Annotated in this window: 17 protein-coding genes; 12 read left to right on the plus strand and 5 right to left on the minus strand. The window is 62.8% G+C overall.

All coding sequences use genetic code 11. The features are described from left to right. The first annotated feature begins 43 nt into the window (after positions 1 to 43). The 12 genes from tssJ (at position 44) to J3P77_RS00730 (ending at position 17,878) form a co-directional block, all read left to right on the plus strand. Positions 44 to 550, plus strand: coding sequence for a type VI secretion system lipoprotein TssJ (gene tssJ, locus J3P77_RS00675; protein WP_434678942.1), 507 nt, complete (start codon positions 44 to 46; stop codon positions 548 to 550). 15 nt (positions 551 to 565) lie between these two features. After that, positions 566 to 1,900: a type VI secretion system baseplate subunit TssK gene (gene tssK / locus J3P77_RS00680; protein ID WP_434678943.1), complete on the plus strand. Its 1,335-nt coding sequence runs from the start codon at positions 566 to 568 to the stop codon at positions 1,898 to 1,900. A gap of 6 nt (positions 1,901 to 1,906) precedes the next feature. Beyond that, positions 1,907 to 3,226 carry a DotU family type VI secretion system protein gene (locus J3P77_RS00685; RefSeq protein ID WP_434678944.1) on the plus strand — a complete coding sequence of 440 codons (1,320 nt, stop codon included), beginning with the start codon at positions 1,907 to 1,909 and terminating at the stop codon, positions 3,224 to 3,226. Further along, positions 3,223 to 6,726, plus strand: a complete 3,504-nt coding sequence (tssM, locus tag J3P77_RS00690) for a type VI secretion system membrane subunit TssM (protein WP_434678945.1) — start codon at positions 3,223 to 3,225, stop codon at positions 6,724 to 6,726. Before J3P77_RS00685 ends, tssM begins: the two co-directional genes overlap by 4 nt. Next, positions 6,723 to 7,376 (plus strand): type VI secretion system-associated protein TagF, encoded by a 654-nt coding sequence (gene tagF, locus J3P77_RS00695; protein ID WP_434678946.1) that lies wholly within the window; start codon positions 6,723 to 6,725, stop codon positions 7,374 to 7,376. Before tssM ends, tagF begins: the two co-directional genes overlap by 4 nt. Beyond that, positions 7,376 to 8,092 (plus strand): PP2C family protein-serine/threonine phosphatase, encoded by a 717-nt coding sequence (locus J3P77_RS00700; RefSeq protein ID WP_434678947.1) that lies wholly within the window; start codon positions 7,376 to 7,378, stop codon positions 8,090 to 8,092. The genes tagF and J3P77_RS00700 overlap by 1 nt, the downstream gene beginning before the upstream one ends. 11 nt (positions 8,093 to 8,103) lie before the next feature. Next, a complete protein-coding gene (locus J3P77_RS00705) occupies positions 8,104 to 11,148 on the plus strand; it encodes a protein kinase domain-containing protein (RefSeq protein WP_434678948.1) in 3,045 nt (1,014 codons plus the stop codon). Continuing rightward, a complete protein-coding gene (locus tag J3P77_RS00710; RefSeq protein WP_434678950.1) occupies positions 11,148 to 11,861 on the plus strand; it encodes an ABC transporter ATP-binding protein in 714 nt (237 codons plus the stop codon). Before J3P77_RS00705 ends, J3P77_RS00710 begins: the two co-directional genes overlap by 1 nt. After that, positions 11,861 to 13,057 (plus strand): ABC transporter permease, encoded by a 1,197-nt coding sequence (locus J3P77_RS00715; RefSeq protein WP_434678951.1) that lies wholly within the window; start codon positions 11,861 to 11,863, stop codon positions 13,055 to 13,057. The genes J3P77_RS00710 and J3P77_RS00715 overlap by 1 nt, the downstream gene beginning before the upstream one ends. Next, a complete protein-coding gene (locus J3P77_RS00720; RefSeq protein ID WP_434678953.1) occupies positions 13,050 to 14,774 on the plus strand; it encodes a formylglycine-generating enzyme family protein in 1,725 nt (574 codons plus the stop codon). Before J3P77_RS00715 ends, J3P77_RS00720 begins: the two co-directional genes overlap by 8 nt. A gap of 87 nt (positions 14,775 to 14,861) precedes the next feature. Continuing rightward, the gene (gene tagQ, locus J3P77_RS00725; RefSeq protein WP_434678954.1) at positions 14,862 to 15,803 is read left to right on the plus strand and encodes a type VI secretion system-associated lipoprotein TagQ; all 942 of its coding nucleotides are present in this window, start codon (positions 14,862 to 14,864) and stop codon (positions 15,801 to 15,803) included. Positions 15,804 to 16,228: 425 nt separating this feature from the next. Continuing rightward, positions 16,229 to 17,878: an acyl-CoA synthetase gene (locus tag J3P77_RS00730; RefSeq protein WP_434678955.1), complete on the plus strand. Its 1,650-nt coding sequence runs from the start codon at positions 16,229 to 16,231 to the stop codon at positions 17,876 to 17,878. Here the strand turns inward: J3P77_RS00730 and J3P77_RS00735 are convergent. From J3P77_RS00735 to J3P77_RS00755, 5 genes are all read right to left on the minus strand, one after another. Further along, positions 17,868 to 18,695: a hypothetical protein gene (locus J3P77_RS00735; protein ID WP_434678956.1), complete on the minus strand. Its 828-nt coding sequence runs from the start codon at positions 18,693 to 18,695 to the stop codon at positions 17,868 to 17,870. The genes J3P77_RS00730 and J3P77_RS00735 overlap by 11 nt on opposite strands. A 263-nt stretch (positions 18,696 to 18,958) precedes the next feature. Beyond that, positions 18,959 to 19,438: a glycine zipper domain-containing protein gene (locus J3P77_RS00740; RefSeq protein ID WP_434678957.1), complete on the minus strand. Its 480-nt coding sequence runs from the start codon at positions 19,436 to 19,438 to the stop codon at positions 18,959 to 18,961. A 212-nt stretch (positions 19,439 to 19,650) separates the two neighbouring features. Next, positions 19,651 to 21,981 (minus strand): FdhF/YdeP family oxidoreductase, encoded by a 2,331-nt coding sequence (locus J3P77_RS00745; RefSeq protein ID WP_434681821.1) that lies wholly within the window; start codon positions 21,979 to 21,981, stop codon positions 19,651 to 19,653. A 2-nt stretch (positions 21,982 to 21,983) separates the two neighbouring features. Next, a complete protein-coding gene (gene fdhD / locus J3P77_RS00750) occupies positions 21,984 to 22,832 on the minus strand; it encodes a formate dehydrogenase accessory sulfurtransferase FdhD (protein WP_434678958.1) in 849 nt (282 codons plus the stop codon). Positions 22,833 to 22,934: 102 nt separating this feature from the next. Continuing rightward, a complete protein-coding gene (locus tag J3P77_RS00755; protein WP_434678959.1) occupies positions 22,935 to 23,816 on the minus strand; it encodes a LysR family transcriptional regulator in 882 nt (293 codons plus the stop codon). Between the last annotated feature and the right edge of the window lie 92 nt (positions 23,817 to 23,908).

Below are 23,908 nucleotides of genomic sequence, written 5' to 3' on the forward strand. Positions count from 1 at the left end.
ACGGCATGACCGAACCCGATAGCCAAGGCCCCGAGGAAAAAGGATGTATCGCAGCGTTGTATTGGCAGCTTTGACTGTGTGGCTGCTCAGTGCCTGTGCCAAGGACGTGCAACCCGCGCAAGAAATGCCGGTGGCCGGGCCCAGCCATGCCGCCACTCTCGATTTTCAAGCGGTCGTCGGGCTCAATCCCGGCGCCACCGGCCAGCCCGCGCCAGTGCGCGTGCGGATTTACGAACTCAAGAACACCGCCGCCTTTCTGCGCGCCGATTATTTCGCGCTTGCCGACCGCGCAGCCTCGACCCTGGGCGTCGACCTGATCGATCAGGATGAAGTGCTGGTGCAACCCGGTGCTCGACAAGTCGTGGTCCGCGACCTTGATCCCTCGACGCGTCATATCGGCCTGGTCGTGGGCTATCGCGAGATCGACCGCGCACAGTGGCGCACCGTGCTGGATGCCTCGGCACCTGGCGCGCGAGCGCATCAGATCAGCCTCGACGTGCGTGCCCTGCAAGCCGACGTCATTACGCCCGCAACCCGCCCGGCTCAATAGGTAATCGGAGAAACCATGTCCTGGAACAATCGAGTGGTCTGGTCGGAAGGCATGTTCATTGGAACGCAGCACTTTCAGCAGCACGACCGCTATCTGGAGAACCTGATCGACGCGCGCAGCCGTCCCTTGTCGGCGGGTGCATGGGGGTTCTCCGAATTGCTCATTGACCAAGGCCTGCTGGCCCAGGGCAAACTGGCAATCGTTTCCGCGCGGGGGCTGCTGCCGGACGGCACACCGTTCAGCATTCCTCAGGACGACCTGGCACCCAGCCCGCTGTCGGTTGACGCCAACGTGCGCGACGGCGTCGTGTATCTGGCCCTGCCGCTCAAGCGGGCCGGCGCGCGGGACACGGTCGATGAAGGCGAAGCACTGGGCGCGGCGCGCTACGTCAGCCAGGTGCGCGAAGTGCGCGACGACAATGCGCCGTTCGAGAACCGCGCGCCGGTGGCCATCGGTGCGCGAGCGTTGCGTCTGCTGACCACCCAGGATGGCCTGAGCGATTACGCCACTCTGGGCGTGGTACGGATCAAGGAAAAACGTGCCGACCAGGCACTGGTGCTGGACGACAGCTATATTCCGCCGCTGCTGGATGTGGCCGCCAGCAGGCCGCTGACAGCGTTTCGCAGCGAGCTGCTCGGCTTGCTGCGCCAGCGCGGTCAGGCGCTGGCTGGTCGGGTGGTGGCGTCCGGCGCGGGTGGCGCTTCGGAAATCGCCGATTTCATGCTGCTGCAGCTGGTCAATCGCGCCGAACCGCTGATCAATCACCTCAGCCAGCTGAGCCCGCTGCATCCGGAACGGTTTTACAGCGAGCTGGTCAGCCTGGCCGGTGAATTCGCGACTTTTTCCAGCGCCGAGCGGCGTCCGCAGGATTTTCCGCGCTACCAACATGACGACCTCTGCGTAACGTTCACGCCGGTCATGCATGCGTTGCGCGAAGCATTATCGATGCTGATCGACAGCAAAGCGGTGCCGATCCCGATTGTCGAAAAAGCCTACGGCGTCCATGTCGCCATGCTCGCCGACAAAACGCTGATCGACAGCGCGAGCTTCATTCTGGTGGTACGCGCCGACATTCCGAGCGAAACCCTGCGTGGTCGCTTCAGCCAGCAGAGCAAGATCGGCTCCGTTGAGCACATCCGCGATCTGGTCAACCTCCAGCTGCCAGGCATCGGCCTGCTGCCCCTGCCGGTCGCGCCACGGCAGATTCCGTTTCATGTCGGTTCGACGTACTACGAACTGGACCGCGGCAGCGAGCACTGGAAGCAGCTGATGCATTCCGGCGGATTTGCGTTCCATGTAGCGGGTGAGTTTCCGGGCTTGAACCTGGCTTTCTGGGCCATTCGAGGGTAAGTCGCGATGCAGTCCAACGACGATTCTTCAGGTCCGGGCGTACATTCGGCCGACCGTACGCAATTCATGCCCAGACCGGGCGGACGCGCCGCGCCGGCTGGCAATCCGCCGCCGCAGCCGGCCCTGAATGTGCCGCCTGCGCCACTGCCCGGTGGTCAGGCGGATGGTCTCAACCCGTTGGAAAGCGCGGCGGGCCCGTTGCTCGCATTGCTGACGCGTCTGCGCAACACCATTGCTCATCCGGCGCCCGCCAGTCTGCGCGCGCAGTTGCTGGGCTATCTGCGCCAGTTCGAAGAACGCGCCGAGGCTGCGGGCGTGGCCCGCAATGACGTGTTGCTGGCGCGCTACGTGCTGTGCACGGCGCTCGATGAAGCGGTGATGAGTACGCCTTGGGGCAGCACCAGCGAATGGGGCAAACAGAGCCTCCTGATCACCGTGCATAACGAGGCCTGGGGCGGCGAGAAAGTCTTTCAGCTGCTGGAGCACTGCCTGCAGAGCCCGCGCGAGCGCCTGTATCTGCTGGAGTTGCTGTACCTGTGCATGTGCCTAGGTTTCGAGGGACGTTATCGGGTGATGAACAATGGCCGTAGCGAGCTCGAAGCGCTTCGCGAACGCACCAGTGCTGCCATCCGCAGCGCTCGCGGTGAACACGAGCGTGAGCTGTCGCCACACTGGCGCGGCCTGACACTGGCTCGTGACCGCCTGACCCAGTTCATGCCGCCGTGGGTGGCGGTCGCCATCGGTCTGGCCCTGTTGCTGTTGCTGTTGTTCGCGCTGCGCCTCAAGCTCGCTGCCGACGCAGAGCCGGTGTTCAAGAATATCCATGCGCTGGGCGAGATTCCCGTGCAGTCCATCGACCGGCCGGTTGTGCAACCCAGGCTGATCGAGCGGCCACGTCTGGCCGGGTTCCTGGCCGATGAAATCAAGGCGGGCAAGGTCGCCGTGGAAGACGCGGTGGACCGCTCGGTGGTGACCATTCGGGGTGACCAGCTGTTTGCCTCGGGCAGCGCCACTATTGTCGACGACTTCCAGCCCTTGATGCTGCGCATCGCCGACGCCATTCGCAAAGTCAAAGGCGATGTCCGCGTCAGTGGTCACAGCGACAACCGACCCATCGCGACACTGCGCTTCCCGTCCAATTGGGCGCTGTCCCAGGCGCGTGCCGAACAGGTGCTGCAAATCCTCGCCGCCAAGACCGGTCAGCCGCAACGCTTCACCGCTGAAGGCCGCAGCGACACCGAGCCTCTGGCATCCAACGCGAGCGCCGAAGGCAGGGCGAAGAATCGTCGGGTGGAAATCACAGTGCTGGCGGAGGGGGTTGAGTGAAGGCGTTTTTCGGTTTTGTCATTCGCTGGGTGATGCCGGTGCTGGGGCTGATCGCTCTTAGCCTGATCGTCTGGTTCGTCGGGCCGCTGCTTGAGTGGCTGGTCCCCGAAGGCCGGCGCTGGGCGTTGATCGTCCTGCTGTTTGCGGTCTGGATCTGCTATCGCGTCTGGCGCATCGTTCAGGCACGCCGTCAGGCTGCGCATGTCATGCAAGGCCTGGCTGCGGAAACCGCGCCGGATCCCGCCAGCGTCGCCACCGCCGAAGAGCTGGCGACCTTGCGCCAGCGCATGGACGAAGCGCTGGCGCTGCTCAAGAAAGCCCGGTTGGGCGGCGAACAGCGTCGTAACCTGTACGAGCTGCCGTGGTACGTGATCATCGGCCCGCCGGGCTCGGGCAAGACCACCGCGCTGGTCAATTCCGGACTGCACTTTCCGCTGGCCGCGCAACTGGGCGCGGGGGCTATTCGTGGAGTGGGCGGCACGCGTAACTGCGATTGGTGGTTCACCGACCAGGCGGTGCTGCTGGATACCGCCGGCCGTTACACCACTCAGGACAGCCATGCTCAAGTGGACAAAGCCGCCTGGCTGGGCTTTCTCGATCTGCTGAAAACCCAGCGCTCGCGTCGGCCCATCGACGGCGCGTTCATCGCGATCAGCCTGTCGGATCTGCTGCTTGGCAGTGAGGCCGAACGCGCGGCCCACGCCACTGCCATCCGCTCGCGGATCCAGGAGCTGCACACGCAACTGGGCGTGCGCTTCCCGATCTACCTGATGTTGACCAAGCTCGATCTGGTGCCTGGTTTCATGGAGTTCTTCGACGCTCTGAGCAAGGACGAACGGGCCCAGGTGTGGGGCATGACGTTTGCGCTGGACGATGGCAAAAGCGCGGCGGGCCCACTGCAGGATTTTACCGGCGAGTTTGCCGCGCTGGAGCAACGCCTCAATGCCCGGCTGGTAGAACGCCTGCAGCAGGAGCGTGATCCTGCGCGTCGCGACCTGATCTATGGCTTCCCGCAACAGTTCGCAGCGATCAGACAGTCTCTGCAAATGTTCCTCGACGGCGTCTTCAAACCCAATGCCTTTGAAGAGCGCGCATTGCTGCGTGGCGTGTATTTCACCAGTGGCACTCAGGAAGGCAGCCCTATCGACCGACTGATCGGGGCGATGGCGCAGAGCATGAACCTGGACCGCCAGCAGCTGGCACGCCAGAGCGGTACCGGTCGCAGTTACTTCATCGAGAAGCTGTTCACCGCCGTGGCTTTTGCCGAGCAGGGGCTGATGGGCGTCGATCCCAAGGTCGAGCGCCGTCGCAAGTGGATCGGCCGAGGTGTACTGGCTGCGACGGTGGCCGTGGTGGTACTGGTCGGCGCTGCCTGGCTGATCAGTTACAAGGCCAACCAGGCCTATATCGCTCAGGTTGACCACAAAGTGGCACCGCTGGCCCAGACCGTGCAGAACCTGAGCCCGGCGCAACGCGACGTGCTGGCAGTCTTGCCGCTGCTCAATGCGGTTCGCCAGCTGGCCGGCGATCCGCCAGCCTGGGCCGAAGGTCTGGGTCTGTATCAGGGCGACATGCTCGAAGCGGAGTCGGGAAGCGTCTATCGCAAGTTGTTGATCGCCGTATTCGCGCCCCGACTAGTCACCCGCATCGAAGAGCAACTGCACAACGGTGGCTCATCGGACTACCTGTATGAGGGTCTGAAGGCCTACCTGATGCTCGCCGACAACGAGCATTACGATCCCGATTTCATCAAAGCCTGGATTGCCCTGGATTGGGACCGCAGCCTGCCGCGTGATCTGCCGCCCGAGCAGCGTCTGGCGCTGGGCGAACATCTTCAGGCGTTATTCGAGCGGCACCCGCCGAATGCGCGACTGGATCAGCGCCTGATCGACGATCTGCGTCGCCAGTTGCAGCAGCTGCCTGTGGCTCAGCGAGTCTACGACCGGGTCAAACGCCAGAAACTGCCGGAGGGCGTGCCTGATTTTCGTCTCAGTGAAGCGGGCGGTCGCGATGCGGCATTGGTGTTCAGCCGCAAAAGCGGCAAGCCATTGGCCGAGCCGCTCAACGGGCTGTTTACGGCCAGGGGCTACCGTGAAGGGTTTCTGCTCAGCAGCCTGAATCAGGCCGGCACCCTGGCCGAGGAGCAATGGGTGCTGGGTCGCGACCGGGCAGAGCAGCTGGACGTTGCCAGCCTGGCAGCGGAAGTACGTCGTCTGTACTTCCAGGACTACATGCGTCAATGGGATGCCCTGCTGGCCGACATCGACTTCGTTCCCATCACCAGCGTGGCCCAGGCCGCGGACGTATTGCGGGTGATTTCCGGGCCTGCGTCACCCTTGAAGAAACTGCTGGCAGCCGTTGCCCGGGAGACTGATCTTCAGGCGGAAGAACGCCTGCTGGCGGCGCAGGGCAAAAAGGCCGACGACAACGTCGACCAGCTCAAGCAGCGCCTGGGCTCGTTACTCGGCCAGCAACAGGCTGCGGCCAGCAGCGCGCCGGTTGCCGTGGACGATCCGGTCAGCGCACATTTCGCCGAACTCAGAGCGATGATCAGCAAGGGCGAGGGTGAGCCAGCGGCCATCGACGCATTGCTCGCGGACATGAACGCGCTTTACGTGCAGGTCAGCGCCATGGTCGGTGCCAGTGGTGACGCGTTGCTCGGCGAGGCCAAAAATCAGGCGACCGCCGCGGCCGCCAGGGTCAGCCTGACCGCCGAGCGCCAGCCGCCGCTGGTGCAGGGTCTGGTCAAATCGGTGGTCAACTCCACGACCAGCACGATGATGGGCGGCGTGCGCAACCAGCTCAACGCCGCCTGGGTCAGCGAAGTGGTGAACGTCTATCGCCAGTCGCTCGGCGGGCGTTATCCGATGTCGCCCGGCAGTGCGCGTGATGCCACGCTGGACGATTTCGGGCAGTTCTTCGGCGTCGGCGGGGTGATGGATAATTACTTCCGAAAATACCTGCAACCTTACGTCGACACGTCCGCCAGCACCTGGCGCTGGCAGCCAGGCGCGGCGCAGAAACTGGGCATCAACGCCGGTGTGCTGCAGACCTTTCAGCGCGCAAGCGCCATCCGCGATGCATTCTTCCGTTCCGGTGGTACTCAGCCGACCGTCCGCTTCGAGCTGAAACCGGTGACGATGGACCCTTCGATAACGCAGTTTCTGCTCGACCTCGATGGACAGCAGATCAGCTACGACCACGGACCGAGCCGCCCCGTTGCCATGCAGTGGCCCAATCCCGGCAGCATCGGCGTGGTCCGGCTGTCGATTTCCCCGCCTTCGGCCAGCGGTCGCTCCGGCGTGACACTGGATGGTCCTTGGGCTTGGTTTCGTCTGCTCGATCAGTCGGACCTGACGGCAGGCAGTTCGCCGGATCGCTTCAATCTGCGGCTGCGGGTCGATGGGGCAAGCATTGCCTACGAGCTGCGCGCCAACAGCGCGTTCAACCCGTTCAAGAGCCGCGTGCTGAGCGGTTTCAGTCTGCCGGAGCGGCTATGACGGTGCCCGGTTTCTACGGAAAGCTGGCCAGCCGTGGCGACTTTGTCAGCCGCGGCCTACCGCAGACGTTCATCCAGCCATGGGACGCCTGGCTGGCGGCCGGCATGCTGGCTAGCCAGCAACAACTGGGCGCCGCCTGGCTGGACGCCTATCTGGTCAGCCCGCTGTGGCGTTTTGTGCTGGCCCCGGATGTGTGTGGTCCGCATGCGGTTTCCGGGGTGCTGATGCCGAGCATCGACCGGGTCGGGCGTTATTTTCCGCTGACCCTGGCCTTTGCCCTGGATGACCAGCAAGCGCTCGGCGGCGTCGTGGGCGGCACGGACAGCTGGTTCGAAAAGGCTGAAGAACTGCTGCTCGGAACGCTTGAGCCCGATGCGACGTTCGAGGCCTTCGAAGCCGGTCTCCAGACGCTGGCGACGCCGATATCGAACATTCGCGAGGCCGTTGGCGAATTCGCGGGTCTGCAACGCTTCACCGCGACGTCGCCGGAAGCGCGCCTCAGTGCTTTGGCCGAACAGGCTTGCGTCGGCGCAAGCCTGTGGTGGGGCAGAGGCTCGCAAAGTATCGCGCCCGGCCTGCTGCGTTGCACCGGTCTGCCGGCGCCGACCGAGTTCGGATGGTTTCTGTTGGGCAGGGAGGCGCAGCTCTGATGCCCGTAACTTATTCATCGGCCAGCTACAGCCACGTCGGCATGGTTCGCCAGATCAACGAAGACGCGTTTCTGGAAAAGCCGCAGCACGGACTCTGGGTGGTGGCGGACGGCATGGGTGGCCACGCAGCCGGTGATTACGTCAGCAGCCTGATCGTCGACGGCCTGCGCCAGGCTCCGACCGAGTCCGAGTTGACGGCCTACAGCGGAAATCTGTGCCAGCGTCTGGATGAAATCAACAGCACTGTGCGTGAAGAAACCCTCAGTCGCGGCGTGAGCATGATGGGCAGCACGGTGGTCGTGCTGGCAGTGCGCGACGATCAGGCGGTCTGCCTGTGGGCGGGCGACAGCCGTCTGTACCGGCTGCGTGACGGAATGCTCGAAGCCGTCTCCCGCGACCACAGTTATGTGCAGGATCTGATGGACAGCGGTTTGCTCAGCGAGGCTCAGGCGCGGGTCCACCCGCGAGGCAATATCGTAACGCGCGCAATCGGCGTTCAGGATCGGCTGGAGCTGTCGCAGGCCTGGCTTCAGGTCTTGCCTGGCGACAGCTATCTGCTGTGCAGCGACGGGTTGAACAAGACCGTCGAAGATCACGAAATCCGCGACGTTCTCGGCCATCGGGACCCCTATGAAATCGTCCGCAGTCTGGTGCATCTGGGCCTGACCCGGGGCGCTCCGGACAACATCACCGCCATCGTCGTCAAAGCCGGTTGAAGAAAGAGCACATGGACATACTGATTCCTGGATTCGACATAGAAGGCGAGATTGGCGAAGGAGCCATGGCCACCGTATACCTTGCGACCCAGCGTTCACTGGAGCGCAAGGTGGCGCTTAAGGTCATGGCCGCCGCACTGGCTGCCGATCCTGCGTTCTGCGAACGCTTTCTGCGTGAAGGTCGCACCCTTGCGCGCCTGTCTCATCCGCATACCGTCACCATCCATGACATCGGCAACGTCGATCAGCTGTATTACATGGCCATGGAATACCTGCCCAACGGCACGCTCAAGGAGCGGATCGCCGCTGGCCTGAGCGCCGAGCAGGGCCTGGTTTACATCCGCCAGATAGCTTCGGCGTTGGGCTACGCCCATGAGCAGGGTCTGGTCCATCGGGACGTGAAGCCTGCCAACATCCTGTTTCGGGCCGACGGTAATGCGGTGCTTTCAGACTTCGGCATCGCCAAGTCGCTGGATGACCGCACCCAGTTCACTCAAGCCGGGTTCGCCGTCGGTACGCCCAGCTACATGAGCCCCGAGCAGGCGCGCGGCCAGGACATCGACGGTCGCGCCGACCTGTACGCGCTTGGCGTAGTGTTCTACGAAATTCTGGTTGGCAAGCTGCCCTACACCGGCACCGACGCGCTTTCCACCGCACTGGCGCACCTGACCGAACCGCTACCGGAACTGCCGATACATCATGGACGCTATCAGGGCATCCTGAGCCGACTGCTCGCCAAAGACCCTGCCGAACGTTTTCCGGATGCCAAGGCTCTGTTGGTCGCGCTGGATCAACTGACGTCCAGCGATGACGAACGCACCGTGTTCCAGCCTGCCATAAAGTCGCCCCCGACAGACGCGAGCCTCGCAGGATTGACGCCTGTCTCCATCCAGATCCCGGACAGCCCGTCGCCTGCGGCACCCGAGCCGGTCCCTCGCAAAGTGGACGCAGGCAAACCCCGGCGCGGATCACCGCTGGCCTTGCTGGCGGTGGCCGTGGCAGCGGCGCTGGGGCTTGGCGCGGCGGGGTACTGGTTCATCGGGTCCGACGCTCCGGCGCAACAAACCGCCAGTGCCGTGGCCGGTCCGGCTGAAACGCCGAGAGAAAAAGAAGCGCCCTCCGCGCCGATGGCCGCTTCAACTTCGCCTTCGGCAACGCAAGCTGTGTCAGTAGCGGCATCGACCGACAACGCCGATGGCGGCCAGCGCCCGCTGCTGATGCCCGGCAAGAAGACGCTCTTTCAACGGGTGCTGAGCAAGCCGGGCGCCGCCTATGCCGCCGAACCCGGCGCGCCCGCCGACAAAGCGCTGCCAGCGTTTTCCGTGCTCTACGTTTACCAGCGCAAGACGCTCGATGGCCGTCAGTGGCTGCGCGTCGGTGCCGCCAGTGATGGACGCAGCGAGGGCTGGTTGCCTGCCGAACAGACCAGCGACTGGAAACAGAGCCTGGTGCTCAAGTTTACCGAGCGCTCTGGCCGTGCTCCGGTCATGTTCGTTCGTCAGCCTGGCGAGCTGGACAAGCTGATCGCTGACCCGGCTGCCGCCAGAAACCTGTTGCTCAAGGCTCAGGCGGACCGCTCGGATGACAGCCAGGTCGTCGCCCTGGAGCCCGCCGCCAGCGCGGTGCCGCAAGACCAGTTCTACCTGCTGCCGATCTTCGAGTCGCGGGAGAGTTTTGATGAGAACGGTCAGCCGGTCCAGTTCCTCAACGTGGCGTCCATTGATCCTGGCAACCTGCCGCAGAAGACTGCCGGGGACCAGATTCGCAAGTCCGCCAGCGTGGATGCGTTTCGCACAGCCGTGGTGCTGGTGGTCGACACATCGGTGTCGATGCAGCCATACATTGATCGTGTTCGCGACGTGGTCCACGAGCTACAAAACAAGATTGCTCAGCGAGGTGAGCTGGACAGCGTCAGCTTCGGGTTGGTGGGGTTTCGCAATAACCCGGAAAAAACGCCTGGGCTTGAATACCTGACCAGAACGCTGGTCACGCTTGATCAAGGCCGCGACCCGCAACGGTTCATGGAGCTGGCGCGGCAGGTCAAGGCCACCTCGGTGTCCAGCCACTCGTTCAACGAAGATTCGTTCGCGGGCGTGATGCAGGCCGTGAACGGCATGGACTGGTCCGGTTATGGCGGGCGCCTGATTCTGCTGGTCAGCGATGCGGGTTCTTTGCGCAAGAGTGATCCACTGAGCAGCACCCAGATGAACGAGGCTGAAGTTCGCCAGGCTGCGCTAGGCAAACAGATCAAGATCTACGCGCTGCATTTGCGCACCGACGCGGGCAAGAAGAATCGTGCGTTTGCCGAGCAGCAATACCGCACGCTGACCGCTGATGCGAACCCGAAGATCGGCGATCTGTACATACCGGTCGACGGCGGTGATGTGCGCAGGTTCGGCGAGCGCGTGGACGAGATCGGCTCGGTGTTCGCCGACCTCGTGCACCAGGTACGCAGCGGGCAGCCACAGGCCGTCCCTCTGTTGGCCGCCGCGCCAAGCGTGGCGCAGAAATCCGCCGCCGTGGGTTACGCGATGCACATGGATTTTCTGGGCCGCAAGGCCGCCAGCCAGGCGCCGCAACTGGTCAGTGCCTGGACGGCGGATCGCGATCTGACCAACCTGTCGCTCCCTGCTTTTCAGGTGTGCGTGATGCTGACCAAGCTGCAGCTCAACGATCTGCAGCAGTCGCTGAAACTGATCGTCGACGCCGCCCGCAAGACACAGACATCGCCTAAGGACTTTTTCCAGGAGATCGCCAGCGCCAGCGCCTACATGAGCCGCGATCCGTCGGCACTGCGCAAGGGCGGCAACCTCGCCGAGGGCGGCGTCTTGGGCGAGTACCTTGAAGGCCTGCCCTATCGCAGCAAATCGCTGAACATGACCCAGGATCTGTGGTTGTCGCTCAGTGTGGCGGAGCAGGAAGACTTCATTGACGAGCTGGACTCGAAAATCCGGCTGTATGAAACCTTCCACAACGACCTCGCCAACTGGGTCCGTTTCGGCGACGCCGAGCCGGGCGACGCGCTGTACCGTGTTCCATTGTCGACGCTGCCGTAATGCTGAGTCTGCGAGAGGTGTCCAAGACCCGAGGCACGGGCGGCCAGCGCTATAGTCTGGTGATTCCGCGTCTGGAGCTGTGTGCAGGGCAGCAGTATGCGCTGGTCGGGCCAAGCGGCTGCGGCAAGAGCACTTTGCTGGACCTGCTGGCGCTCGTGTCTTCGCCGGACATGGCGCAGCGCTTCGACTTTTCCACCAGTGACGGTGAGTTCGACATCGGCGGCCTCTGGCGCGCAGGTCGGCAGGACCAGTTGGCCAGCCTGCGCAGTCGGCATCTGGGCTACGTTCTGCAAACCGGCGGCCTGCTGAGCTACCTGGACGTGCGGGAAAATATCTCGCTGACCCGCAAGCTGCTGGGCATGAGCGACGATGGCAGCGTCGAGCGCCTTGCCGAGCGGCTGGAAATCGGCGACCAACTGCGCAAGAAACCCAGCGGGTTGTCGGTCGGCCAGCGTCAGCGAGTCAGCTGCGCGCGGGCGCTGGCTCACTCGCCGCGATTGTTGCTGGCCGACGAACCTACCGCCGCGCTCGATCCGCTTAACGCTGGCCGGGTCGTGCAGCTGTTGCTGGAGCAGGCGAGGCGCCAGGGCGCGTGTTGCGTCATCGCCACCCATGACGAAGAACTGATCCGCCACGCCGGTTTGCAAGTGCTGCGTATTGCCTGTCGGCAAGACTCCGGCGGTGGCGTGACTGCCACACTGGAGGCGTCGTGATGCGCGCGTCTCTGGTGGTGAGCATGGCGTGGCGGGACTATTGCTCGGAAACACGGCTGTCAGCCTGCAACATACTGGCGCTGGTCGCGGTGATCGCGCCGCTGCTGGTGTTGTTCGGCCTCAAATTCGGCCTGATCGGTAGCCTGACCGAGCGGCTGGAGCGTGACCCGTCGGTTCGCGAGATCATTCCACTGGGCGGCGGGCGATTCACGGCGCAATCGATTGAAGCGCTTGGCAGCCGTGCGGATGTCGGTTTCATTCTGCCTCGAACCCGGCAGATTGCCGCGACGGTCGAGCTGAGCCTGCGTGGCGAGCCATTGACCGTGGAGATGGTCCCGACCGCGGCCGGCGATCCGCTGCTGGGCGCGCTCCCGGTTCCCGAGCGTTTGAACGCCGTGGTGCTGAGCAAGACGGCTGCTGAAAAGCTCGCTGCCAGCGCCGGCGATTGGGTCGATGCCGCGTTTGGCCGGCAACTGGCGGGTCGGGTCGAGATGCGGCGGACCCGGCTGCAGATTCTCGCTGTACTTCCGGTAGAGGCGTTCAGCCGGGACGCGGTGTTTGCGCCCCTTGGCCTGCTGGAAGCGGCTGAAGACTATCGAGATGGCCGCGCGGTGACCTCGCTGGGTTGGGACGGTGAAATCGGCGACCCTAACGTGCAGCGCATTTACCCGGCTTTTCGCCTCTACGCAAGGCACCTCGATGACGTCGAACGTCTGCGCCAGCACTTCGCTGATCAGGGATTACCGGTTGCGACCCAAGCGGCGGCCATTGCTCAGGTGCAGTCGTTGAGCCGCAACCTGTCCATCGTGTTCTGGCTGATCGCCGGTCTTGCGGTCGCGGGTGCGTGTGCCGCGATTTTCGCCGGCGCGCTGGCGGCGGTGGAGCGCAAGCGTCGGGACCTGTCAGTCCTGCGTCTGCTGGGTTTCAGCACTGGCGCTCTGCTGCTGTTCGTGGTGCTGCAGGCCGTGTACAGCGGTGCCATGGCGGCGCTGCTGGCTGCCGCGTTATATGGCCTGGCCGAACTGGGTCTGAATCATTTATTCGCACAGACGGCGGGTGAATACGCCAGCCACCTGTTGCCTCGTCATTATTTGTTCGCCCTGTTGGCGGTCCTGGGTGCCAGTTGCTTTGCGGCGGCGCTGGGCGGCTGGCGCGTTGCGCGAATCGAAGCTTCGGAAGGAATCAGAGATGTTTGAGCTGCGCGGCGCGGCATTGGCGCTGGCCATCGTTACCTTGAGCCTGACTTCGTTGGGCGTCTATGCCGAGGACGACAACAAGCTGGACAACCCCAAGCCGCTGGCCGATGACGTCAGCCTGCCATTGCCGTGCGGCGGTGAAATGGTGTTTCGCTACGTCTACATCCTGGCTCAGGGCAGCCTGGATGACCGTGAGATCAGCCTCGGCTACCCGTTCAGTGAAGACGAGGCGGGCTACAAGCAATCGTTCATTTCCGGCTATCGTCGCGACTTCATCAGTGGCCAGTTTACTCTCAAGGACCTGTCCGCCGATTGGCGCAAGACCATCAGCCCGCTGTTGCCCAAAACCGAAGCCGGAACGCCACTCAAGCCGATGATGTATTTCATCGGCAAGTACGAAGTCACCGCGCGGCAGTACGCGCAGGTGATGGCCCAGGCGCAGTCGCTGGCCAGCGGCGAACCGGCTCCGGCTTGCGAAGCACCGGGCGGCATGGAAGGGCGCTTGCCCAAGGTCAGGCTGTCGCGTTTCGAGGCAGAGCGCTTCGCGGCGGTGTATAGCGCCTGGCTGATGAAAAATCATCGCGAGCTATTGCCTGTGAGCGGGCGCGGTACCGACCTTGAAGACGGCGGCATTGGCTTTGTGCGGTTGCCGACCGAAGTCGAGTGGGAGTTCGCAGCCCGCGGCGCTCAAGCCGTGAGCCGTCAGGACCTGGAAGGCCGGCTGTTCCCGCGCCGCGTCGAAGGCAGCGAAAGCGACGGGCCGCTGTCCGACTGGGCAGTGTTCAACCAGGTCGCCGGCGGAACCGGCCAGGCGGCGCGCCTGATGCCGATCGGCACCAGATTACCGAACCCCATCGGTATGTTCGACGTGATCGGCAACGCTGCGGAAATGGTTCAGGAGTCGTTCCAGCTGGTTCACGCTGGCCGTCTTCATGGCACCTACGGCGGCTTCGTCGCCAAAGGCGGCAACTATCTGGAAGGCGAGGGCACGCTGTTCACCGGCATGCGCCGGGAATATCCGCTGTTCGCCGCCGACGGCACCGAGCAGCGTAACGACACCACCGGTTTCCGGGTGGCCATCGGCGCACTGTCGGCACCGCGCTCGCGCTACAAGGAACTGTTCGATCAATGGCAGAAAGAAGGCCGACTTGCCGCGCTGACTGATGACATCGCCGAGACCGAAGACCCCACCAAACGCCTGGACAGCATCATTGCCGCCAGTGCCGACCCGCGCCTGCAAGCCGAGCTGGGTCTGGTCAACGAAGAGCTCAAGCGTAACGTCTCGCTGATCGCACGCCAGCGTGAAGAGGCAGCAGGCAACTTGATTCAGTCCGCCGCGCTCGTGGCTGAAACCATCAACAACTACAACATCCGCCTCACCAACCTGAAGAAGAGCCAGCAACAGGCCGAAGCCGCCAAGGATGCCGCCAGCGCCCAGCTGTTCGGCACGGCTATCGCCAATGGACGCAGTGCGCTGGACGGTGCGGTCGCGATCTACATCGACAACCTGGCGACGGGAACCCGTTACACCGACGCGGTGATTCAGGCGCAATTCCAGCGAGTGAAGGAAGAACTGAGTCGCAAGCCGATCATCGGTAAAAGTCTGGTGACCCGCGCCACCCTGTTCGTGCGCCATGTAGGCGAATACCGCCAACAGAAACGCGCGGACCCGGAAACGATAGTGAAACAACTGCTTGCGTCGGCCAGTCAGCAATGACCGGCCGGTGTATGGCAGCCAAAAAGGGGACTCGGGTGGCATCAGCCTGCGCCGAGCCAGTTAAAACCTAAGGAAGAGAACGCAACTATGCTTTTGTCCCGTAAACCGCTCGTTTCTGCATCTCGCGGCCGTGCCATGCTGCTGGCCACTGCCGGTTTCAGCGCCGTTCTGCTGACCGGTTGCGCCGGTTCTCCGGTGTCCAAGGTGGGCGCGTCCACCAAGGTCGAGTATTACCCGTCTTGCTACGAGCCGGTGCAGCATCTGCGCCAGACCGATTCGGACATGACCAAGTCGGTCGCGACCGGTGCGGCGCTGGGCGCTGTTGGCGGCGCTCTCGCAGGCGCTCTGACCGGCGACTCCGACAAGCGCGCGCGTAACGTCGCTATCGGTGCTGCCGGTGGCGCACTGGTTGGCGGTGCGGCGGGTTACTACACCGAGCGTCAGAAGCAGATTTCGGATGACAACCAGCGTATCGCTTCCTATGCCAGCGACATCAGCAAAAGCGCGGGCGACATCGATCGCAGCACCGCCTACGCCAAGGCTTCCCAATCGTGCTATCAGCGCGAGTTCACCAGCCTGATTTCGGGCCGCAAGGCCAACACCATCAACGAAACCGAAGGCCGCAAGCGTCTGGCGGAAATCGTTGCGGGCCTCAAGGAATCCAACGACTTGATCGCCGCCGTCAACGGCCGCGCCAGCGAAGACCTGAGCAGCTACACCCAGGCTTACGAGAAGGATCTGCAACAGGTCGGCGTGAAGCGTAACGACGTTGTGATTGTCGCCAACGCGGACACTGCACCGGTTGCCACCACGTCGACCAAGAAGGTTTCCAAGACCAAGCAGCCGCCTAAGGCAAAACTGCCGGACGTACCGAAGGAAGCCGTAGGCACCGAAAAGACTCTGCAACAAGCCAAGGCCAAACAGGCTGAAAGCCAGCAGGTTGCCAACGCCGGTCAGAGCCAGGTCAACAGCATGTGCAAAAACCCTGACGTGGGTGACTGGGCTCCGGTGCCTTGCCCCAACGTCTGATGCGTAGCCTGTAACAACGATCGCCGATTCGCCGATCTCTCTCGGGAGGTCGGTGACTCGACTCACTCTCGTTGCCGCCCGTCCTGCCAGCCCGCCACTTTCCTGCGGGCAATAAAAAACCCGCCGAGGCGGGTTTGTACAAAGACCATCCAACTCCCTGTCGGTAGCCATCCGGGCTTGGTCGATCATCCTTGATCCTGGTGAACTCCTTGTTCACCAGTTGTTGGATCCAATCTTACGGATATATCCGTTAGGCACAAAGAGCCAACTACGCAATCCTGTGTAAGCCTTTCGCTATCGTCGAGTGAGACTTAGCCGAAGGTCTGGTCTCGAACCTGGCACCCGCAGGCTATAACTGACTACAGCAACACATTGAATTCACCGGCCCGCAGGGCTTAGAGCTAACAATTCGCCAAGGTGTTCATATGTCGATCTTCAATCAGGGCCTGGCCAGGGGTCCGGCCAATCACATGGCACTGACGCCGCTGAGCTTTCTTGAGCGCACCGCCGCCATCTACCCCGATTATCCGGCGGTCATCCACGGTTCCATCCGCCGCGATTGGGCGCAGACGTATCGGCGTTGCCGCCAGCTGGCATCCGCGTTGAGCCAGCGCGGCGTTCAGGCCGGGGACACGGTCGCGGTGATGCTGCCCAATATTCCCGCCATGCTGGAGGTGCACTTTGGCGTGCCGATGCTTGGCGCGGTGCTCAACACCCTGAATGTCAGGCTGGACGCACCGGCCATTGCCTACATGCTCAAGCATGGCGAGGCGAAGGTACTGATTGCCGACCGTGAGTTCCAGGTGACAATCCATGCCGCGCTGGCGTTGCTCGACAACCCGCCGCTGCTGATCGACGTCGATGACCCCGAGCACGGCGAAGGCCAGCCGCTCAGCGAACTCGACTACGACACCTTGCTTGCGGCGGCGGATCCGGACTTCGAGTGGCAATGGCCGCAGGATGAGTGGGCGCCGATTTCCCTCAACTACACCTCCGGCACCACTGGCGACCCCAAAGGCGTTGTCTATCACCACCGCGGCGCCTTTCTCAACGCCATCGGCAACCAGATGGCATGGAACATGGGCTTGCACCCGGTGTATCTCTGGACCTTGCCAATGTTCCACTGCAACGGCTGGTGCTACCCATGGACCATCACCGCCCAGGCAGGGACCCACGTGTTTCTGCGTCGGGTCGATCCGCAAAAGATCATTCACCTCATCGAAGCGCACAAGGTCAGCCATCTATGTGGCGCGCCGATTGTGCTAAACGCCCTGGCCAATCTGCCGGACGCCGCACAGATTGCTTTCGATCATCCGGTCAACGCCATGACCGCTGGTGCCGCGCCTCCGGCGCGGGTCATTTCATCCGTCGAAGCCATGGGCATCTGCATCACCCACGCTTATGGCCTGACCGAAACCTATGGTCCGGTAACCGTCTGTGCATGGAAGGCGGAGTGGGACGAGCTGGCGCCGGACGATCGCGCTTCGATCAAGGCCCGTCAGGGCGTTCGTTACCCGACGCTGGAAGATGTGATGGTGGCTGACCCGTCCACTTATCAACCGGTGCCGAAGGACGGCCAGACGATCGGCGAGATCTATATGCGCGGCAACACGGTGATGAAAGGTTATCTGGGCAATTCAGAAGCCACCGACAAGGCGTTCGACGGCGGCTGGTTTCACTCGGGCGATCTGGCGGTGTGGCACGCCGATGGATATCTGGAAATCCGCGACCGCAGCAAGGACATCATCATCTCGGGCGGTGAGAACATTTCCACCATCGAGGTTGAAGGCATGCTTTATCGCCATCCGGCGGTGATGGAAGCTGCCGTGGTCGCCAGGCCTGACGAAAAGTGGGGCGAAACGCCTTGCGCATTCGTGACGCTCAAGCCGGGGCATGAAGCGGTCAGCAGCGAAGAACTCATCAAGTTCTGCCGTGAACGGCTGGCGGGCTTCAAGGTGCCCAAAACTGTGATCTTCACACTGCTGCCCAAGACCTCGACCGGCAAGATCCAGAAATTCCTGCTCAGGGAATGGGCACGGTCTGAAACGCCTGCGCAGGGTCAGGTCAAGGGCTGAAGCTGCTCGCAACTTCGCAATAACGCTGCTCGGCGCTGGTGCTTTTGTCGTCGCGATCCCGGGCAGCTCGCTTGCCCCATTCGCGGCACAGCTCTTTGAAATGGACCTGCGCTGACTTGCGGCACTCTCGCCGCTCCACGGAGCCGCTGAGGAAGTTGGCGCAGACGCTGTCCTGGTCGATCCGGTTGTCGTAAATGCGCCATTGCGCTCGATACCGGTCCGAGCCATCCCATTCGCGGATGGACATCGTGGCCAATGTATAAGCCTTCGACGCACGCGGCTCTTCCTTGCGGCCGGCACCGGACTTGAAATCAGCCATATAGCGGTTGGAAACCATGCCTTTGGCCGGCTCGGTCAGGGCAGGCCGCGAGACCTGTCCAAATCGGCAGTTCAGCACGCTTTCGTCAATGACATTGCCGTCCTTGATACAGGTATCCAGCGGCTGAACGCTGGCCGTTGGCGCTTGCGCTTGAGGCTGCGCCGCAGGTGCGGGCGCAACATAAGATGCCAGCTGCAGCGCCGAGCGAGCAGGCTCGTCAGTGACAGCTTCTGTTGCCGGAGCGAGGGCCACGCTCGGCGTCGGCAAGCTGGCTGTAACCATTGCAGGCGCGGGTTTCACCAGCGGCGACGAGCCGAGCCAGTACGCCAGACCGGCAAAGGCCAGGCAGACGACGATCAATCCATAAGGCCGCGACGGCTTTTGTCCTGCGGGTTTTCTACGCGGATGTGAGCCCAGCACCACATCAACCTGGCCCGGATTGAGCCGCTGGATGTGGATGACGCCGTCGTCATCAGGTTTCTTTCTTGTGGAATCCATTCCTGTTCCTCGGAGCGCGGCTGCGGACAAGGTTCCCGCTAGTGCTGGCGCGAAGGTAAAGTTGTCACCGATGTATCGGCGAGCGCGTGGGTTTCTTGAGTCCGGCGCCGACAATCCACCAGGCTTGCGCCGTCCCCGTGGGAGCGAGCTTGCTCGCGAGAGCGTCAGTTGCCTGCGAACGCGTTGGTGCGGCAGAAGATGGCGGGGAGGTTAAACGAACACTGGCCGCTTCAAGGGCGGCCAGTGGGGTGATGCTGGGTTGATCAGTGGCGCCAGTGGCGCTTGTGCTTGCGATGACCGTAGTGTTTGCCGCGGTTACCGTGGCCATGACGATAGTCACGGCGATCGCCGCGCCCGTCGCGATAGCGGCGATCATCATCGCGGCTTTCGTTACCCATGTAGTTACCCAGTGCGGCACCTGCGCCGCCGCCTGCGGCCGAGCCGACCAGGCTGCCGGTGTTACCGCCTACGCTGCGGCCCAGGACGTTACCGCCCGCTGCGCCCAGGCCGCCACCGATAGCGGCTTCAGTCCGGTTGCGACGGTCAGCACCGACCGCACCGCCGGCTGCGCCGCCGAGGCCCGCGCCGATGGCCGAACCTGTGCTACCGCCGATCTGCTGGCCGACGACTGAACCGAGTACCCCACCCAATGCTCCGCCCACGCCAGACTCAAGAGTGCCGCCAGCCGAGGCGAAACCGCTTGCGAGCGTGAGAGACAACAACAGAATCGAGGAATACTTCATGTGTGAAATCTCATAGGGATGACGGCGCGATCCTGAGGTCGAGGGACCCTGCGTGGCAATGCAAATCCGACGAGTAACACGATTGGTACACAAATACCTAAGTTACTGTTTTGGCTAAGGAACTTAAGTCGGTTTTCGCAGTCTCAGGTTACTTGATCAAGGCCCATTTCTCACGAAACGGGCCTTTTTTTGTGGTCGCGATTTGCTCGCGATCAGAGGATGCGACCGTTGTCGCTGGCTTGCTCAAGACGAATCGCCACGAACTTCGATGTCGGCGTATGGCTGCCTTCACCGTAGCTTTCCAGCGGCACCAGAGGGTTGACCTCCGGATAGTACGCCGCGGCCTGGCCTGCCGGCACGTCGAAAGGCAGCAGCGTGAAGCCTTTGACGCGACGCTCCACGTTGTCGCTCCAGATCGACACGATGTCCGCCTTCTGACCCGGCGTGAAACCCAGACGGATGATGTCGGCTTCGTTGACGAACAGCACGTCCCGCTGGCCTTTGACGCCGCGATAACGGTCGTCCAGGCCATAAATGGTGGTGTTGTACTGATCGTGGGAACGCATCGACTGCATGATCAGGTCCGGAACCTGGCCGGTTGCGCTGATGCCTTCATGAATCAGCGTCTGCGGCAGGGCGTTGGGCTTGAAGTTGGCGCGAGTCGACGGCGTGTTCCAGCGCCGCGAACCGGCCGAGCTGCCCAGATAGAAACCGCCCGGGTTCTGCACACGCTGGTTGAAGTCCTTGAAGCCTGGAATGGTGTCGGCGATCAAGTCGCGGATACGCGCGTAGTCTTCGATCAGCCACATCCAGTCGACCGGCTTCTTGCCAAGCGTTGCGTTGGCAATACCAGCGATGATCGCAGGCTCCGAACGCATCAGCGGGCTCAACGGCTGAAGCTGACCGTTGGAGGCGTGGACCATGCTGAACGAGTCTTCCACGGTCACCGCTTGCGGACCATTGGCCTGCATGTCGATGTCGGTGCGACCGAAGCACGGCAGGATCAACGCGTCCTTGCCATGGAACAGGTGGCTGCGGTTGAGCTTGGTGCTGATCTGCACGGTCAGGTCGCAGTTGCTCAGGGCAGCGGCGGTGCGGTGGCTGTCCGGCGTGGCCTGGGCAAAGTTGCCGCCCAGCGCGATGAAGACTTTGGAGCGACCTTCGGCCATGGCCCGAATCGCCTCGACCACGTTGTGGCCGTTTTCACGCGGCACCTTGAACTGGAAGCGTTTTTCCAGCGAGTCGAGCAGTGCAACCGGCGGGCGCTCGTTGATGCCCATGGTGCGGTCGCCTTGCACGTTGCTATGGCCGCGCACCGGGCACAGGCCTGCGCCTGGCTTGCCAATGTTCCCGCGCAGCAGCATCAGGTTGGAAATTTCCTGAATGGTCGCCACCGAATGGCGATGCTGGGTGATGCCCATCGCCCAGCACATGATGACGTTCTTGCCCTTGGCATACATGCGCGCCGACTGCTCGATTTCTTCAAGCGTCAGGCCCGACTGCTCGACGATCTCGTCCCACGAGGTTTCGTCCAGTGTCGCCAGGTAGTCCAGCACGCCCTGAGTGTGTTCGTTGAGGAACGCGTGGTCGAACACCGACGGAGCCTCGGCCGCTTGAGCTTCGCGCTCCCATTGCAGCAGGAACTTGGCCATGCCGCGCAACAGCGCCATGTCGCCGCCCAGCGCTGGACGGAAATACGCCGTGTTGGTCGGACGGTCGCCGTTGGTCAGCATCTCGAAGGGTTGCTGCGGATGCTGGAAACGCTCCAGACCCCGTTCCTTCAGCGGGTTGACACAGATGACCTGCGCGCCACGCTTGACCGCTTCACGCAAAGGTTCAAGCATGCGCGGGTGGTTGGTGCCGGGGTTCTGGCCGAGGACGAAGATCGCGTCCGCGTGCTCGAAGTCGTCGAAGGTGACAGTGCCTTTACCCACGCCGACGCTTTGCGACAAGGCAACGCCGCTGGCTTCGTGGCACATGTTCGAACAGTCGGGGAAGTTATTGGTGCCGTAAGCGCGTACGAACAATTGATACAGGTACGCCGCTTCGTTGCTCGCACGGCCCGAGGTGTAGAACTCGGCCATGTCAGGGCTTGGCAGATTGCTCAGGTGCTTGGCGATCAGCGAGAACGCCGCGTCCCAGCTGATCGGCTTGTAGCGATCAGTCTGCTGGTCGTAAACCATAGGCTCGGTCAGACGGCCCTGATATTCCAGCCAGTAATCGCTTTGCTCCAACAGCGCGCTTACGCTGTAGCGCGCAAAGAACGATGCATCGACCCGGCGCTTGGTGGCTTCCCAGTTGACAGCCTTGGCACCGTTCTCGCAGAACTTGACCATGCCGCTTTCCGGCGAGTCGCCCCAGGCGCAACCGGGGCAGTCAAAACCGCCGTTCTGGTTGGTCTTGAGCATCATGCGCAGGTTCTTCAACGCGTTGTCGCTGCCCAGCCAGTGCTGGGTCACGCTGATGAGTGCACCCCAGCCACCTGCCGCGCCTTTGTACGGCTTGAAGCGGGGCGTCGGGGTTTTATCGGCTTGGTGGTGCATGCTCACGGTTGACTCTCCATCGCAGGGCTATAGACCCGCGGCACGCTGTGCTGCGGCAGGTGAATTAAGTTCAGGTTATGACGGCGTGCCCATTGCAGGGCCAGGCCGGTAGGCGACGACAGGCTGACCAGAGTCTGGATGCCCGCGCGCAAGACTTTCTGGATAAGTTCAAGGCTGCAACGGCTGGTGACGACCGCGATGCCGCCCGCCAGCGCGATGTCTTGACGGATCAGCGCGCCGATCAGCTTGTCGAGTGCGTTGTGCCGCCCGATATCTTCACGGCCGAGCAGTAGCTGGCCGGTGCTGTCCATGAACAGCGCAGCGTGCACGGCCCCGCAGTGACGCCCCAGTGGCTGGAACTCACCGATCCGCTGTCGCAGGCCGTCGAGCCATTCGACGGGCGGCAACGGAGCGCCGGGTAGCACAGCCAGATCGGGCAAGGCCTGCTCGACCGCTTCCACGCCACACAGCCCGCAGCCGCTGGTTCCGGCCAGCTGACGACGTTGTTGCTTGAGGTTCCAGAACGCGCGACTGGCAATCTCGACTTCCGCCTGCATGGCCGAACCGCAGCCGCTGAGCTTGAAGTCATAGATCTCGTCACGCGACTCAATGATGCCGCTACCCAGGCTGAAGCCGACGATAAAGTCTTCCAGATCGGTCGGGCTGACCAGCATCACCGCCTGGCTGATGCCGTTGTAGGCGATAGCCAGCGCGACCTCTTCGGCAAGCGCGGTCTGTGCCGAGTCGTCGCCCTGAAGGTTCGAGTAACTGTAAGTGCGGCTTGCTTCGGGCGCGGGCTCGGCCCCGTTGGTGGGCGCGGGCTGCGTAACGTCCGTGCGCTTGACGTGCATGGCTCAGATACCGGCAGATTGATGGCTCTAAGCCTAGGCCTCTTGTCGGATACCGTCTAATCGCTAGTTCTGATGCGCCGATAGATGACGTCGATCAATGTTTCAGCGCGGGATTTCTGCCATGAGCGCAAAGCAGGCTTCAGCCAGAGCCGAGCGCGGGGCGCTGCGGCGCATGATCAAGCCGAGCGGCGCCAGCGTGCGGGCGTCGGCAATCGGATGCAGGCTCAAATGCTCGGTGAGCGTTTCCAGCCCGCCGTCCAGCGGCATGATCGCGCAGCAAAAGCCACCATGGACCGCTTGAAGCATCTGATGAACGGCGTCGGTTTGCAGAACCGGTTGCGGTTGCAGGCCGCGGCTGTGGAAGTTGTGGTCAATGGACTGTCTGAAATGCATCCCGCTGGTCAGCATGCCCAGTGGCAGCTCGATCAGCTCGGCCCAGGTCAGTGGCTGTTCGCCAAAACTGAAATAACGCCGGTCATACAGCAGGCCCATATCGGTTGCGCTCAGGGTCATGGAGTCGAAGCGCTCGCTGTCCAGCCGCTCCAGAAATGACACGCCGAGATCGATACGGTTGCTGGCCAACTGTTCCAGCACTTGCTCGGAACTGAGCGACGACAGCTCGAAGCGCAGATTGGGATGCAAACGGTGCAATGGCTGCAGCAGCAACAAAGGATCGAAGCTCGACAACGGCACCACGCCCATGCGCAACGTACCGACCAGATGCCCTCGGCACGCTGCGGCCTCGGCCTGCAATCCGTCGTACGCTGCCAGCACAGTGCGCGCCCACGCCAGCACGCGTTCACCCGGCGCGGTGAAGCCTTCGAAACGCTGACCGCGATTGACCAGCGGCAAGCCGAGTTCTTCTTCCAGGTTGCGCAGGCGCATGGAGAGTGTGGGCTGGGTGATGTTGCAGCGGGCGGCCGCTTGGCCGAAGTGTCGGGTCTCGTCCAGAGCAATCAGAAACTTGAGTTGTTTGATATCCATCTTCACTCCGAGGGTGCGATGCGAGCCGCCGATTTTACGCCCTCGGCAATCAGGATGAACGGACCGCGTTGGTCGGAAGTCTAAATCCCGGC

Origin of the sequence: Pseudomonas sp. R1-18, assembly GCF_051132095.1 — a bacterium.
Lineage (GTDB): Bacteria > Pseudomonadota > Gammaproteobacteria > Pseudomonadales > Pseudomonadaceae > Aquipseudomonas.